Source organism: Streptomyces sp. NPDC087270 (assembly GCF_044744625.1).
In the GTDB taxonomy this organism is placed as follows: Bacteria; Actinomycetota; Actinomycetes; order Streptomycetales; family Streptomycetaceae; genus Actinacidiphila.
Genome location: NZ_JBIUYR010000019.1, coordinates 1 through 14,336, shown reverse-complemented (window position 1 = coordinate 14,336; position 14,336 = coordinate 1). Strand labels below are relative to the sequence as shown.

The following is a 14,336-nucleotide window of genomic DNA, read 5'->3' as shown; positions in this document are numbered from 1 at the left end:
GCGGTGGGACACATGTGTCCCACCGCCCTTTCGGGTTCCCGCATTCGGCGGATCGCTCGATCAGTACGCCGAGTTCACGTTGTCCATGCCGCCGTACACGTGGTACGCGTAGTTGCAGGCGGCGGCGATGTTCGCGACCGGGTTGTAGACGTTCCACGACGTGCCGGAGACGTGGTACGCGTTGAACGTGGGGTCGATGGTCTGGAGCAGGCCCTTGGAGGGAATGCCCTTCGCGGCGTTCGAGTCCCACAGGTTGATCGCGTTCGGGTTGCCGGACGACTCCCGAATGATGTTGCGGTAAATGCCGTTGTACGTCGGGACCGGAATGTTGTGCGCGGCCAGGGTGGCCCGGGCCTCGCGAATCCAGCCGTCCAGGTTGTTCGGGTAGGTCACCGCGGCCGGCGCCGCGGTCGTGGCCTTCGCGACCGGAGCGGCCTTGGCGACCGAGGCGGCCTTCTTGGCCACCGGCGCGGTCTTCTTGATCACCGGCGCGGTCTTCTTGATCACGACGCGCTTGGTGGAGCGGTTGGCCGCTTCCTTGGCGCGCGCGGCGGCCTCGTCGGCCGCCTTCTTCTTCGCAGCAGCCGCGTCCGCGGCCTTCTTCTTCGCGACGGCGTCCGCAGCCGCCTTCTTCTTCGCCGCGGCGTCCGCGGCGGCCTTCTTCTGAGCAGTGGCCTGGTCGGACATGGCCTTCTGGGAGGCCATGCCGGACTCGGGGCTGATGCTCTTGACCTGGTCGCCGGTGGAGACGGAGAACCCAGTCGGGTCGCCTGCGGCGACAGCCGACCCACCAGCGGTCGCCTCGAGACCGGTGACTGTCAGGGCAACGGCCGCGGCGGCGGCGACACCGGCCACCGTGATCTTGTGCTTCCTGGACAGTCGGTCGATCTTCGGGATCGTGGGGAGCTGCATGCGGGATTACCTCTTCCGATTGGGACCCGAGAATTGTTAGAGGGTCGGAAATCGGGGGTCAATGAGCCCTGCTACGAGCCGAACTCGTAGATGCGGCTGGCGCCCGCGCCGGAGTTCCCGGGTTTTCTCCCGGAGTTTCGGGACCTGAATTCCACTAAGCGCCTTAGTATGTGACGCAGGTCCTATAGGTGAGGTCACAAGGGGGCACCCCCTGCGTCGCGGAAGGTGACGGAGGGGGTGCTTTATGTGACGCTTATTCGGGGGCTGAAAGCCCTTATGGCAGCAGCAGGTTGACGTCTCCGAACTCGTGCCAGAGATAACGGCCGCGCAACGCTTCGGCGTAGACGCGGGTGAGCAGCCCGTCGCCCGACAGGGCCCGCAGCATCAGCAGGTGGGACGCCTCCGGCTCGTGCAGCCCGGTCAGCAGGCCGTCCACCGCGCGCACCCCGCGCTCCGGGGTGATCACCAGCTCCGTCCAGCCGTGTGCCGCCCGCACCACCCCGCGCCCGTCGGCCGCCGACTCCAGCGCGCGCACGGCCGTGGTGCCTACCGCCACCACCCGCCCGCCGGCCGCCCGGGCCGCGTTCACCTGCCATGCGGTGCTCGCCGGCACGGTGTACGGCTCCGCGTACGGCGGCTCGTGCGCCTCGGCGGACGCCACCCCGGTGTGCAGCTCGATCGGTGCGATCTGCACCCCCCGGCTGACCAGCTCCGTGACCAGCGACGCGGTGAACGGCCGGGCCGCGCTCGGCATCTCCGCCGAGCCCCGCCCGTCGGCCGACGGCGTGCCGAAGACCGTCTGGTACGCCGACAGCGGCTGGTCGCGCGCGGTGTACGCGTAGCGGATCGGCCGCCCGTGGCGGCGCAGGTGCCGCACCACGTCCGGCACCCGTACCGACGCCACCCACAGCCGGTCGGTGGCCGGGTCGAGCGGGCGCTCCAGCACGAGCCGGCCGCCGCCGGCCAGCCGCACCTCGGTTCCGGCCGGTCCGCCGGGCCTGCGCACGGTCGAGCCGTGCCCGTCGGGGGAGCGCACCTCCACCACCCAGCGGCCGTCGTCACGCCGGGTGGAGAAGTGCACCACCACGGGCTGGCCGGCCTTCGAGGCGGCCCGGGCGCCGGCGGTCCCGCCGGTGCCCGGGTCCGCCGCCCAGCCGTCCAGCGCCGCCGGCAGCGTCCTCGACGTGTTGACCACCAGGACGTCCCCGGCCCGCAGCAGCCCGGGCAGCTCGCGGAACCCGTGGTGGGTCACCTCGCCGCCGCTCCGCCGCCCGACCAGCAGCCGTACCGCGTCCCGGCGCGGCGCGGGCACCGCGGCCGACAGTTCCGGCGGCAGCCGGAGGTCCGCCAGGGCCCCGGTGTCCACCCGGGCCGCCTCGGCGTCGCAGGTCTCGCAGACCAGGGCCGGTGCCGCCGCGCTCATCGCGCCTCCTTCGGGCCGGCCAGTTCGGCGGCGACGTAGCGGCCGCTGCCGGCCGGGCCGTCGAGCAGCCGCAGCACCGCGGGCGCCACCTGCTCCGGCAGCAGCCGCTCCGCGAAGTCGGGGTCGTCCGGCACCGCCGCCGCGTACAGCTCGGTCCGCAGGTCGCCGGGGTCCACCCACCACACCCGGACCGCGGGTTCCTCCTCGGCGAGCACCGCCGACAGGTGGTCGAGCGCGGCCTTGCTCGCGCCGTACCCGCCCCACGTGGGATACGCCGCCACGGCCGCGTCCGAGCTGACGTTCAGCACCGCGCCGCCTGCCGCCCGCAGCCCTGGCAGCGCCGCCCTGACCAGGGCGAAGGGCGCCATGACGTTGGTCTCCAGCGCTTCGCGCAGCCCGTCCTCGGCCAGCTCGGCCAGTGACACCAGCGGCTCCGCTCCCAGCGAGCTCGCGTTGTTGACCAGCAGGTCCGGACCCGCGCCGCCGCCCAGTTCCCGGGCCGCCGCGACCAGCTCGGCCCGGTGCTCCGGGCGCGTCACGTCACCGGCGACCGCCCGTACCCGGCCGCGGGCCGGCCGGTCCGGTGCTGTGCTTCCGCCCTGCGGACCCCGCGCACCTTTGTCCCCTATATAGGGGGCATTGTGCGATTCGCCCGATTTGAGGGTTGTCGGATCGTCGGTCCGATCGCGCTCCAGGTCCCGTACCGACGCCCGCAGCCTGTCCGCGTCGCGGCCGTCCAGCACCAGGTCCCAGCCGCGTCCGGCCAGCTCCTCGGCCAGCGCCCGGCCCAACCCGCGCGACGCGCCCGTGATGATCGCCACCGGCATGGTCCCCGCCTTCCGCCACGGCCCGGCGCGGTCGCCGGGCCCGATGCCCACACCGTAGGAACGCGACCGCGCCGCCCGCCTCGGGCGGCCGCCGCAACCGGCGCGGGCACTTGGCCCTAGTCCACAGGGACCAGGACAGTCCGTCCTGCGGCGCATACGGCCCGTCACCTGCGGCGGGTACCGTTGAGGGCATGTCCGAACGGGCGCCGCGAGGCGGCATCGAAGCGGTCAGCGCCGCGATCGTGGCGATGAACCGGCGGCTGGAGGTGCGCGAGGTCCTGCAGACCATCGTGGCCTCGGCCCGGGAACTGCTGGGCGCGCAGTACGCCGCGCTCGGCGTGCCCGACGACCAGGGCGGCTTCGCCCAGTTCGTGGTCGACGGGGTCAGCGACGAGGAGTGGAAGGCGATCGGCCCGCTGCCCCGGCAGCACGGCGTGCTCGCCGCGATGCTCCACGAGGCCACCCCGCAGCGGCTCACCGACGTACGCGACTTCGAGAGCTTCGCCGGCTGGCCGCGCGCCCACCCGGTGATGAAGGACTTCATCGGCATGCCGGTGGCCGACGGCGACGAGATCCTCGGCGCGATCTTCCTCGCGAACAAGAAGATCCCAGTCGAGCGCTCCGGCAACGCCGACAGCTCTGCCAACGCCGACGGCCCCGGCAGGGGCGCCGACTCCGATGCCGGCGCCGACGTCGGGACCGATGCCGGCGCGGGCTCCGCCCAGGACGCCGCGGACCGGGCCTGCCCGGCCGGTTTCACCCAGGACGACGAGGACCTGCTGCGCATCCTCGCCGACCACGCCGCCATCGCCCTCACCAACGCACGGCTGCACGAACGCAGCCGCGAGCTGACGCTGGCCGGCGAGCGCGCCCGGATCGCCCACGAACTGCACGACGCGGTCTCCCAGAAGCTCTTCTCGCTGCGGCTGACCGCACAGGCGTCGGCCGCACTGGTCGACACCGACCCCGGCCGCGCCAAGGAGGAGATCCGGCAGGTCGCCATGCTCGCCGCCGAGGCCGCCGACGAGCTGCGGGCCGTCGTCGTGGAGTTGCGGCCGGCCGCGCTGGACGAGGACGGGCTCGTGGCCACCCTGCGCACCCAGGCCGACGTCCTGGACCGGGTGCACTCCGCCAGCGTGACCTTCCGCGCCTTCCGGACGCGCGCCTTGCCCGCGCCCCAGGAGGAGGCCCTGCTGCGGGTCGCCCAGGAGGCCACCCACAACGCGCTGCGGCACGCGGCCCCCCGCACGGTCGCCGTCACCCTCGAAGGACACGGCAGGGGCGCCCGGCTGCGCATCCGCGACGACGGCCGCGGCTTCGACCCCACCGCCGTCCGCCGGGCCGGCCGCCACCTCGGCCTGGTCTCCATGCGGGACCGCGCCGACGGCGTCGGCGGATCGCTGAGCGTGCAATCGGAGCCCGGCAAGGGCACCGTCATCGAGATGGAGGTGCCAGGTGGCTGACAAGGTGATCCGGGTGCTGCTCGTGGACGACCACCAGGTGGTCCGCCGCGGCCTGCGGACGTTCCTGGAGGTCCAGGGCGACATCGAGGTGGTCGGCGAGGCCGCCGACGGCGACGAGGGCGTGGCCCGCGCGCTGGAGTTGCGGCCCGACGTGATCCTGATGGACGTCAAGATGCCCGGCACCGACGGCATCGAGGCGCTGCGGCTGCTGCACGAGGCGGACAGCCCCGCCCGGGTCCTCATCGTGACCAGCTTCACCGAGAAGCGCACCGTGGTCCCCGCCCTGCGGGCCGGCGCCGCCGGATACGTCTACAAGGACGTCGACCCGGTCGCGCTCGCCGACGCGATCCGCTCGGTGCACGCCGGACACGTCCTGCTCCAGCCCGAGGTGGCCGGGGCGCTGCTCGCCCCGGACCAGCCCGCCCCGGGCAGCGGGCGCGGCAACGCGCTGACCGAACGCGAGCGCGAGGTCCTCGGCCTGATCGCCGACGGCCGCTCCAACCGCGAGATCGCGCGTGCGCTGGTGCTCTCCGAGAAGACCGTGAAGACCCACGTGTCGAACATCCTCATGAAGCTGGACCTCGCCGACCGCACCCAGGCGGCGCTGTGGGCGGTCCGCAACGGCGTCGGCGACTGACCGTAGGCAACCGGCCGTGGGCGACCGGTCGTAAGACGTCCGGTCGTCGGCGTCCGGTCGTCGGCGACTGACCGCCGGCGACCGGCACGCGCCCGCCGGGGCACCTGGCGCGCGTGGCCCGTCGGCGCGCTCCCTCGGGCGCCGGCGCGCCACGCCCGCACACCCGCGCTTGGCGGAGTGAGATTCATACTGTCGGGTGTATGTCTCCCGGGGCGCGCATCCGATGCGGCGGTGATCCGTTCTGCATGGCGTGTCGCGGCGGCTGGCCGCGACGCGTCTCGCAAGGAGGAAGTTCGAAGTGAAGAACCTGAAGAAGGCCGCGACCATCACCCTCGTGGCGGGTGGCCTCATCGCCGCCGGCGCCGGTGCGGCCTCGGCCGACTCGGGCGCGCACGGTGCCGCCGTGAAGTCCCCGGGCGTGGCCTCCGGCAACCTCGTGCAGGTCCCGGTGCACGTCCCGGTCAACGTGGTCGGCAACACCGTCAACGTGATCGGCCTGCTCAACCCGGCCTTCGGCAACACCGGCGCCAACCTGTGACACCGGCCGCCGCCTGAACCTCGGGCGGCACCAACCCGCGCGGGCCCGGCGGCCGACGTCCCCGTACGTCGCCGCCGGGCCCGCACGGCTGTCGGGCCGGTACGGGTCGCGGCCCCGGTCGCGAACCCCGCGGCCGGCCCCGGGCTACGGCCGGCGCCGCTCCGCCTCCTCCACGTACGCGTTGTACGCCGCCACCTGCGCGCGCCGCGCGGTCCGCTCCACCGGCCGCAGCAACTCCGCGCGGGCCGCGATCTGCGACGCGCTCACCGCGCCGCCGTGCCCGTCGGACGCTATCGACACCAGCGCCGCCACCCGCTGCGCCAGCTCCAACACCCGCACCGCGCGCGGCGGGTAGCCCGGCGCGAGCACCTCGCGGCCGCGCTCCGCCCGCGCCCGGTACGCCTCCAGCGCCGCCTGCGCGGCCGGACCCGCGCCGGCCACGTCGAGCTGCGCCAGCGCGTCGGTGGCGTCGCGCAGTGCCTCGGCCAGCTCCCGCTCCGCCTCGCCGAGCGAGGGCACGTCGGCCGGCGGGGAGTCGCGTACCGGCAGGCACTGCCACTCCACGTCCACGTGCAGGTCACCGGCCGGCCCGGCCTCGTAGACCTCCGGGACCAGGCCGAGCGAGACCGCGCCCACCGTCAGCACCGCCTCGCCGGCCGCCATCGCGCGGGCGTTGAACTCGGGCGGGCCGGACAGCCCCAGCGGGTGCCCCGCCACCGGCAGCGCGAGCCGCAGGCCGGTGACGCCCAGGGCGCGGAGTCTGCCCAGGCCCAGGGTGAGCCCGACCGGGGCCGGTTCGCCCGGCAGCCCGACGACGCGGTGCACCGCGTCGTCGGCCGAGATCCGCTGAGCAACGTCATCAGGGGCGGCAAGTCCGGCAAGCAGGGCATTTCCCCACGCCGCCAGCCGTCCTGAACGAGGTTCATCAAGCATGCCCCCAGCCTATGGACTGGACCGCTCGTGTGGTGGCGTAAGTTTTCCTCGGGGGTTGTTCCTTCCGGCCCGTGCCGATCCCGGCACACCGACATGCCGAGACTGCCGAGATGCAATGGGAGACAGCGCGCTCATGAGCGATGTACTGGAGCTGGTGGACGTATCCGTGGTCCGCGACGGACGCGCTCTGGTCGAAGGGGTCTCCTGGTCGGTCGCCGAGGGCGAGCGCTGGGTCATCCTCGGTCCCAACGGCGCCGGCAAGACCACCCTGCTGAACGTCGCCTCCAGCTACCTCTTCCCGAGCGCGGGCACCGTGCAGATCCTCGGCGAGAAGCTCGGCAGCGTCGACGTCTTCGAGCTGCGGCCGCGGATCGGCGTGGCCGGCGCCGCCATGGCGGAGAAGATGCCGCGCCGCCAGACCGTCCTGGAGACCGTGCTCACCGCCGCCTACGGCATGACCGCCACCTGGAACGAGGGGTACGAACAGGTCGACGAGGAGCGGGCCCGCGCCTTCCTCGACCGGCTCGGCATGACCGAGTTCCTCGACCGGAAGTTCGGCACCCTCTCCGAGGGCGAGCGCAAGCGGACCCTGATCGCCCGCGCGATGATGGTCGACCCCGAGCTGCTGCTGCTCGACGAGCCCGCGGCCGGGCTCGACCTCGGCGGCCGCGAGGACCTGGTGCGGCGGCTCGGCCGGCTCGCCCGCGACCCGATCGCGCCCTCCATGATCATGGTGACCCACCACGTCGAGGAGATCGCCCCCGGCTTCACCCACGTGCTGATGATCCGCCAGGGCAAGGTGGTCGCCGCCGGCCCGCTGGAGACCGAGCTCAGCTCCCGCAACCTGTCGCACTGCTTCGGGCTCCCGCTCGTCGTCGAGCGCCGCGGCGACCGCTGGACCGCCGCGGGTCTGCCGCTGAAGTAGGAACCCGGCAGCAACCCCCGACGTAGGTGTCCGGCTTGCGCACTGCCGCAACTGGGCCGTGTACGCCTACGATTGGCGTCGTGGACGCATGGGTGTGGTGGTTGGTGGCCGCGGTGGGGCTGGGCATCCCGCTGGTGATCACGGCGATGCCCGAATTCGGCATGTTCGCGGTCGGAGCGGTCGGCGGAGCCGTCACCGCGGGAGCCGGCGGCGGCATCGTGGCCCAGGTCATCGTCTTCGTCGTGGTCTCCGTGGCGCTGCTCGTCTTCGTCCGGCCGATCGCCTACCGCAACCGCCAGCGTCCCGAGCAGCGCAGCGGCGTGGACGCGCTCAAGGGCAAGCGGGCCGTCGTGCTCGAACGCGTCGACGACGGGGCGGGCGGAAGGATCAAGCTCGCCGGGGAGATCTGGTCGGCCCGCGCCCTGGAACACGACCGCGTCTTCGACCCCGGCCAGCAGGTGGACGTCGTGGAGATCGACGGCGCGACCGCGGTCGTGATGTAGGCCCGAAGGACCCGCGGCGAACCCGCGGCACGGAAGTACCCGCAGCACCGAAGGACCGCAGCACCCGCAGTATCGAGGGACCGCAGCACCGCAGAGCACCACCGCACAGCACCACCGCAGCAGTCAACGAGCCGCCGCAGACCGGGAATTCGCCGAACCCCGCACGCGGTACGCCTACTGTCTGCGACAATTGATCATGTCGTAGTACATGCTCCATCCGCACTCAACCGGCGCCGGAGTGACCATGCAGCCCATCATCATCGTCCTCATCATCCTGGTGGTGCTCGTCTTCATCGCGCTGATCAGGACGGTCCAGGTCATCCCCCAGGCCAGCGCCGCCATCGTCGAGCGCTTCGGCCGCTACACACGCACCCTCAGCGCCGGGCTGAACATCGTCGTCCCGTTCATCGACACCATCCGCAACCGCATCGACCTGCGCGAACAGGTCGTGCCGTTCCCGCCGCAACCGGTGATCACCCAGGACAACCTGGTGGTGAACATCGACACGGTCATCTACTACCAGGTCACCGACGCCCGGGCCGCCACCTACGAAGTCGCCAGTTACATCCAGGCGATCGAGCAGCTCACCGTCACCACGCTCCGCAACATCATCGGCGGCATGGACCTGGAGCGGACCCTCACCTCGCGCGAGGAGATCAACGCGGCGCTGCGCGGCGTCCTCGACGAGGCGACCGGCAAGTGGGGCATCCGCGTCAACCGCGTCGAGCTCAAGGCGATCGAACCGCCCACCTCCATCCAGGACTCGATGGAGAAGCAGATGCGCGCCGACCGTGACAAGCGCGCCGCGATCCTCACCGCCGAGGGCATCCGGCAGTCCCAGATCCTCACCGCGGAGGGCGAGAAGCAGTCCTCGATCCTGCGCGCCGAGGGTGACGCGAAGTCCGCCGCCCTGCGCGCCGAGGGTGAGGCGCAGGCGATCCGCACCGTCTTCGAGTCGATCCACGCCGGCGACCCGGACCAGAAGCTCCTCGCCTACCAGTACCTCCAGATGCTCCCGAAGATCGCCGAGGGCGACGCCAACAAGCTCTGGATCATCCCCAGCGAGCTCAACGACGCCCTCAAGGGCCTCGGCGGCATGGTCAACATCCCCGGCCTGAGCGGCAACGGAGGCAACGGGGGCAACGGCGGTGCCCCGGCCAACGGCACCGGCGCGAGCCCCGCCACCCGGCCCGCGGCCACGCCCGCGCCCCGCCGCGAAGCCCCGCCGTTCGACAAGGACTGACCCGGCGAGAAGCGCTGAGAAGCACCGGGGGCGCCGCCGGCCAGGACCGGGCAGGCCCCTCGAAGCACGCGCACCGGTGTGGCATGATCGCTGCGCACCCCTCGACCGTCAACGGCGGGGAGGACGCGCACCGATCATGGAGGGCCGATGTCGCCAGCGGAAGCCGTCGCCGTGCTCGCCGCCGGAATCGGAGCCGGCACCATCAACACCATCGTCGGCTCGGGCACCCTGATCACGTTCCCCGTCCTGCTGGCCGTCGGCCTGCCACCCGTCACCGCGAACGTCTCCAACACCCTCGGCCTGGTGCCCGGTTCGGTGGCCGGCGCCATCGGCTACCGGCGCGAACTGGCCGGCCAGCGCGAGCGGCTGCTGCGGCTGGGCGGCTTCTGCCTGATCGGCGGCTCGGCCGGCGCCATCCTCCTGGTCAACCTGCCGTCCAAGGCGTTCCACGCGATCGTGCCCGTGCTCATCGCGCTCGCCCTGGTCCTGGTGGTCCTGCAACCGCGCCTGACCCGCGCCATCCAGGCGCGCCGGCAGCGCAGCGGGTCCGCCGCCCCCGTGAACGGCGGACCCTTCCTCCCGCTCGGCATCCTCCTCGCCAGCGTGTACGGCGGGTACTTCGGAGCCGCGCAGGGGGTCCTCTACCTGTCCCTGATGGGACTGCTCCTCGACGAGACGCTCCAGCGGATCAACGGCCTGAAGAACGTGCTCGCCGCGATGGTCAACGGCATCGCCGCGCTGTTCTTCATCGTCATCGCCCACATGGACTGGGTCGCGGTCGCCCTCGTCGCGGCCGGCGCCACCATCGGCGGGCTGATCGGCGCCCGGGTGGGGCGCCGCCTCCCGCCGATGGCACTGCGCGGCCTCATCGTCGTGGTCGGCGTCGCGGCGATCGTCCAACTCCTGCTGAAGTGAACGCCGGTGACCGGCTCAGGCCGGCACCGCCAGCCACTCCGGCAGGTCCGCACGATCCCGGACACCCAGCGCCAGCAGCAGCGCGTCGGCCGGAGTGGGCTCGAACGGCCGCACCAGCAGCCGCATCCCGGCCTGCTCCGGCGTACGGTCCGCCTTGCGCTGGTTGTCCTCACCGCACGCCGCCACCGTGTTCAGCCAGGTGTCGCCGCCACCGCGCGACTTCGGCTGCACGTGGTCCACGGTCGTGGCCCGCCGCCCGCAGTACGCGCAGCGGTGCCGGTCACGCACCAGCACCCCTCGCCGCGACCACGGCGCCCGTTGTCGAAACGGCACCCTGACATACCGGCACAGCCTGATCACCTGCGGCATCGGCATCTCCACCCGCGCCGCACGGACCCGAAGACCGGGGTGGGCCTGCTCGACGACCGCCTTGTCCTGCATCACCAGCACGACCGCACGCCGCAGCGACACCGTCGACAGCGGCTCGAAACTCGCATTCAGCACCAGCGTCTCACGCATTTCCGCCCACCTCCCGGGGTCTTTCAGGTGGGACCACTGTGCCCGCGACGCCCGCGCCGGACAACGGAGTTTTCCGCCGGGGTACGTGCCTGCGCGGGTGCCGGGGACGCGCCTCAGGCCGCGTCGGCCGGCACCTCGTAGACGCCGATCAGCTGGGCCCGCGCCAGCGCGTGGAACCGGAGGTTGAAACCGACCACCGCGGGCGACGCGTCCGCGTCCGGCCCCAGCTTCTCCGCGTCCACCGCGTACACGGTGAACACATAGCGGTGCGGGCCGTCCCCGGGCGGCGGCGCGGCGCCACCGAAGTCCCGGGTGCCGTAGTCGTTGCGTACCTGCACCGCGCCCGCCGGCAGCCCGGCGAAGTCCCCGGACCCGGCGCCCGCGGGCAGCTCCGTCACCGACGCCGGGATGTCGAACACCGACCAGTGCCAGAACCCGCTGCCGGTCGGCGCGTCCGGGTCGTAGCAGGACACCGCGAAGCTCTTGGTCCCCGCCGGGAACCCCTCCCACCGCAGCTGCGGCGAGGTGTTCCCGCCCGCGAACACCTGGGCGTCCTTGAGCGCCGCACCCGGCGCCACATCGTCGCTGACCACCGTGAACGCCGGCACCGGCGGGTGGAAGTCATGGGGGAGCGGCCGTCGCGCTTGCTCGGTCACCTCGACACCTCCTGTGGGGAACGAAGCCCCTGTTGGGAACGAAGCTCCTGTTGGGAACGAAGCCCCCGCCGGGACCGGGCCCCTGCCAGGAACCGGGCCCCGCCGGGAACGGAGCGAACTGGCTCCGAGCCTAGGGCCTGCCGAGTGGATCTCCACGGCGTCCGCGCCGCCCACCCGGTTCCGGCTCGTCCACTACGCTCCTGCCTCGTGACCACTCCACCGGACCGGACCCCGCTGAAGCGCTCGTTCTTCGACCGGCCGGTCCTGGAGATCGCCCCCGACCTGCTCGGCCGCACCCTCGTCCGCGCCACCGACGACGGCCCGATCGAGCTGCGGCTCACCGAGGTCGAGGCGTACGACGGCCCCAACGACCCCGGCTCCCACGCCTACCGCGGCCGCACCGACCGCAACGCCGTGATGTTCGGCCCGCCCGGCCACACCTACGTCTACTTCACCTACGGCATGTGGCACTGCCTGAACCTGGTCTGCGGCCCGGCGGGCACCGCCAGCGGGGTGCTGCTCAGAGCCGGCCGGATCACCGCGGGCGCCGACCTCGCCCGCCCCCGCCGCCCCACCTCCCGCAAGGACGCCGACCTCGCCCAGGGCCCGGCCCGGCTCGCCACCGCACTCGGCGTGGACCGCACGCTCAACGGCGCCGACGCCTGTTCCGCCGACGGCGGCCCGTTCCGCGTCCTCACCGGCACCCCGCCCGCCGCGGGGGCCATCCGCAGCGGCCCGCGCACCGGAGTCGGCGGCGACGGGGCGGCCCACCCCTGGCGCTACTGGATCGACGCCGACCCCACGGTCAGCCCCTACCGCCCGCACACGCCGCGCAAGCGCGGATAATCGACTCGCCGGAACCACGTACCCTCGGGCACGCTGGTACCAGGAATCCCGGCACCCGGGCGCAGGCCGCCCAGGCGCTCGGCGACCCGGGCGGCCAGGAACCGAACCGAGCAGGTCGCAGACCCGAGCAGATCCAAGGAGACATGGACACCGTGACGGACATCGTCGACGAGCTGCGGTGGCGGGGCGTACTCGCCCAGACCACCGACGAGGAAGCCCTGCGCAAGGCGCTCGCGAACGGTCCCCTCACCCTCTATTGCGGGTTCGACCCCACCGCGAAGAGCCTGCACGTCGGCCACCTCACCCAGATCCTGACGCTGCGCCGCTTCCAGCTCGCCGGCCACCGGCCGATCGCCCTGGTGGGCGGGGCCACCGGCCTGATCGGCGACCCGAAGCCCAGCGCCGAGCGGGTGCTCAACGACGTCGAGACCGTCCAGCAGTGGGTCAGCGCGCTGCGCGGGCAGCTCTCCGCGTTCCTCGACTTCGACACCCCCGGCCCGACCCAGGCCGTGATGGCCAACAACTACGAGTGGACCGAGGGCGTCTCCGCCCTCGCCCTGCTGCGCGACTACGGCAAGCACTTCAGCATCAACCAGATGCTCGCCCGCGAGACGGTCAAGACCCGCCTCGACGGCGAGGGCATGAGCTACACCGAGTTCAGCTACGTGATCCTCCAGTCGCTGGACTACCTGCAGCTGTACAAGGAGTACGGCTGCACGCTGCAGATCGGCGGCAGCGACCAGTGGGGCAACATCACCGCCGGGCTCGACCTGATCCGCCGAATCGAGGGCAACCAGCCGCACGGCCCCGCGCACGCCCTCACCCAGGTGCTGCTCACCAAGGCCGACGGCACCAAGTTCGGCAAGACGGAGGGCGGCGCCGTCTGGCTCGACCCCGAACTGACCACGCCCTACGCCTTCTACCAGTTCTGGCTGAACGCGGACGACCGTGACATCGCGCGCTACCTGCGCACCTTCAGCTTCCGCTCCCGCGAGGAGATCGAGGAGCTGGAGCAGGCGAGCGCCGAGCGGCCGCAGGCCCGGGCCGCACAGCGGGCGCTGGCCGAGGAGTTGACCACGCTGGTGCACGGCGCCGACCAGTGCGCGGCCGTGGTCGCCGCTTCCAAGGCGCTTTTCGGCCAGGGCGAGCTCGGTGACCTCGACGAGCGCACCCTCACGGCGGCGCTCAGCGAGCTGCCGCACGCCAAGGTCACCGAACTGGCCCCGATCGCGGACCTGTTGACCCTGGTCGAGCTGGCCCCGAGCAAGTCCGCGGCCCGCCGCACCATCAAGGAGGGCGGCGCCTACCTCAACAACGAGAAGGTGGCCGGCGAGGACGCCGTACCCGCCCAAAGCGACCTGATCCACGGGCGTTGGCTGGTGCTGCGCCGGGGCAAGCGCAACCTCGGAGCGGTCGAACTGGCCTGAGACGGCCGGAAATCCACGTTTGAGCGGCGACCGAACTTGACTCGGTCGCCGCTCGTGCGTAACGTAGTCCGAGTCGCTGAAACGGCGCGCCTGCTTCACACGAGGCTCTGCCGGCCGAGCGGCCACCCACTACTGACGATGCCCCGATCTTCGGGTTGTTTTTTGGTGCGCCAAAATCCAATTCGAAGAAGCCGATTAGGAATCGGCCCGGGAACGGAGTACAGTAGTAAACACGAAGGGAAAGCCCGGAGGGAAAACCGGAAACGGTGGACCGAAGGAAGCTTCCGTTCCTTGAGAACTCAACAGCGTGCCAAAAGTCAACGCCAGATATGTTGATACCCCGTTCCGGTCGTTTCGATCGGGATGAGGTTCCTTTGAAAAAGTCCTTCCTCGGTTGAGGGAGGCGACACAGCGAGGACGCTGTGCACTGCGGGGACTATTCCTCCTCGTGGTGCCGCTCTTTCGCGGGTGTGCTACCGGATTACCGGTGAACATTCACGGAGAGTTTGATCCTGGCTCAGGACGAACGCTGGCGGCGTGCTTAACACATGCAAGTCGAACGGTGAAGC

At 72.1% G+C, this 14,336-nt stretch carries 15 protein-coding genes and 1 rRNA gene; 10 read left to right on the top strand and 6 right to left on the bottom strand.

Translation table 11 applies throughout. From position 1 onward, the window contains the following. Positions 1–60: 60 nt before the first annotated feature. The 3 genes from ACIPAE_RS31070 to ACIPAE_RS31060 form a co-directional block, all read right to left on the bottom strand. The gene (locus tag ACIPAE_RS31070) at positions 61–912 is read right to left on the bottom strand and encodes a transglycosylase SLT domain-containing protein (protein WP_402449760.1); all 852 of its coding nucleotides are present in this window, start codon (positions 910–912) and stop codon (positions 61–63) included. A 274-nt stretch (positions 913–1,186) separates the two neighbouring features. After that, a complete protein-coding gene (locus tag ACIPAE_RS31065; protein ID WP_402449758.1) occupies positions 1,187–2,335 on the bottom strand; it encodes an S-adenosylmethionine:tRNA ribosyltransferase-isomerase in 1,149 nt (382 codons plus the stop codon). Then, positions 2,332–3,162, bottom strand: coding sequence for an SDR family NAD(P)-dependent oxidoreductase (locus tag ACIPAE_RS31060; RefSeq protein ID WP_402449756.1), 831 nt, complete (start codon positions 3,160–3,162; stop codon positions 2,332–2,334). Before ACIPAE_RS31060 ends, ACIPAE_RS31065 begins: the two co-directional genes overlap by 4 nt. Positions 3,163–3,353: 191 nt before the next feature. On the opposite strand from ACIPAE_RS31060, the gene ACIPAE_RS31055 reads away from it, so the two are divergent. The 3 genes from ACIPAE_RS31055 (at position 3,354) to ACIPAE_RS31045 (ending at position 5,800) form a co-directional block, all read left to right on the top strand. Continuing rightward, positions 3,354–4,625 (top strand): GAF domain-containing sensor histidine kinase, encoded by a 1,272-nt coding sequence (locus ACIPAE_RS31055; protein WP_402449754.1) that lies wholly within the window; start codon positions 3,354–3,356, stop codon positions 4,623–4,625. After that, the gene (locus ACIPAE_RS31050) at positions 4,618–5,262 is read left to right on the top strand and encodes a response regulator transcription factor (protein WP_329370756.1); all 645 of its coding nucleotides are present in this window, start codon (positions 4,618–4,620) and stop codon (positions 5,260–5,262) included. The genes ACIPAE_RS31055 and ACIPAE_RS31050 overlap by 8 nt, the downstream gene beginning before the upstream one ends. A 298-nt stretch (positions 5,263–5,560) precedes the next feature. Beyond that, a complete protein-coding gene (locus ACIPAE_RS31045; protein WP_328462550.1) occupies positions 5,561–5,800 on the top strand; it encodes a chaplin family protein in 240 nt (79 codons plus the stop codon). 144 nt (positions 5,801–5,944) lie between these two features. Here the strand turns inward: ACIPAE_RS31045 and ACIPAE_RS31040 are convergent, their stop codons facing one another. Next, complete coding sequence (locus ACIPAE_RS31040) at positions 5,945–6,733, bottom strand: hypothetical protein (protein WP_329370761.1); 789 nt, start codon at positions 6,731–6,733, stop codon at positions 5,945–5,947. Positions 6,734–6,866: 133 nt separating this feature from the next. Between ACIPAE_RS31040 and ACIPAE_RS31035 the strand changes: the two genes are divergently transcribed. The 4 genes from ACIPAE_RS31035 (at position 6,867) to ACIPAE_RS31020 (ending at position 10,319) form a co-directional block, all read left to right on the top strand. After that, positions 6,867–7,658, top strand: a complete 792-nt coding sequence (locus tag ACIPAE_RS31035) for an ABC transporter ATP-binding protein (protein ID WP_328462546.1) — start codon at positions 6,867–6,869, stop codon at positions 7,656–7,658. Between the two features lie 71 nt (positions 7,659–7,729). Beyond that, positions 7,730–8,161 (top strand): NfeD family protein, encoded by a 432-nt coding sequence (locus ACIPAE_RS31030; protein ID WP_328473944.1) that lies wholly within the window; start codon positions 7,730–7,732, stop codon positions 8,159–8,161. Between the two features lie 244 nt (positions 8,162–8,405). Next, complete coding sequence (locus ACIPAE_RS31025) at positions 8,406–9,404, top strand: SPFH domain-containing protein (RefSeq protein ID WP_328462544.1); 999 nt, start codon at positions 8,406–8,408, stop codon at positions 9,402–9,404. A gap of 147 nt (positions 9,405–9,551) precedes the next feature. Continuing rightward, a complete protein-coding gene (locus ACIPAE_RS31020; RefSeq protein ID WP_329370764.1) occupies positions 9,552–10,319 on the top strand; it encodes a sulfite exporter TauE/SafE family protein in 768 nt (255 codons plus the stop codon). A 15-nt stretch (positions 10,320–10,334) separates the two neighbouring features. On the opposite strand, the gene ACIPAE_RS31015 is transcribed toward ACIPAE_RS31020, so the two are convergent. Together ACIPAE_RS31015 and ACIPAE_RS31010 are read right to left on the bottom strand one after the other, a co-directional pair. Then, a complete protein-coding gene (locus tag ACIPAE_RS31015; protein WP_328462540.1) occupies positions 10,335–10,838 on the bottom strand; it encodes an HNH endonuclease in 504 nt (167 codons plus the stop codon). Positions 10,839–10,951: 113 nt separating this feature from the next. Next, on the bottom strand, positions 10,952–11,494 hold the full coding sequence (locus ACIPAE_RS31010; RefSeq protein ID WP_329370766.1) for a YbhB/YbcL family Raf kinase inhibitor-like protein: 543 nt from the start codon (positions 11,492–11,494) through the stop codon (positions 10,952–10,954). Positions 11,495–11,701: 207 nt separating this feature from the next. On the opposite strand from ACIPAE_RS31010, the gene ACIPAE_RS31005 reads away from it, so the two are divergent. From ACIPAE_RS31005 to ACIPAE_RS30995, 3 genes are all read left to right on the top strand, one after another. Further along, entirely contained in the window at positions 11,702–12,340 is a 639-nt protein-coding gene (locus ACIPAE_RS31005) for a DNA-3-methyladenine glycosylase (protein ID WP_402449748.1), read from the top strand. Positions 12,341–12,492: 152 nt separating this feature from the next. Further along, positions 12,493–13,767 (top strand): tyrosine--tRNA ligase, encoded by a 1,275-nt coding sequence (gene tyrS, locus ACIPAE_RS31000; protein WP_329374392.1) that lies wholly within the window; start codon positions 12,493–12,495, stop codon positions 13,765–13,767. Positions 13,768–14,261: 494 nt separating this feature from the next. Then, positions 14,262–14,336 (top strand): 16S ribosomal RNA (locus ACIPAE_RS30995); the annotation flags it as partial.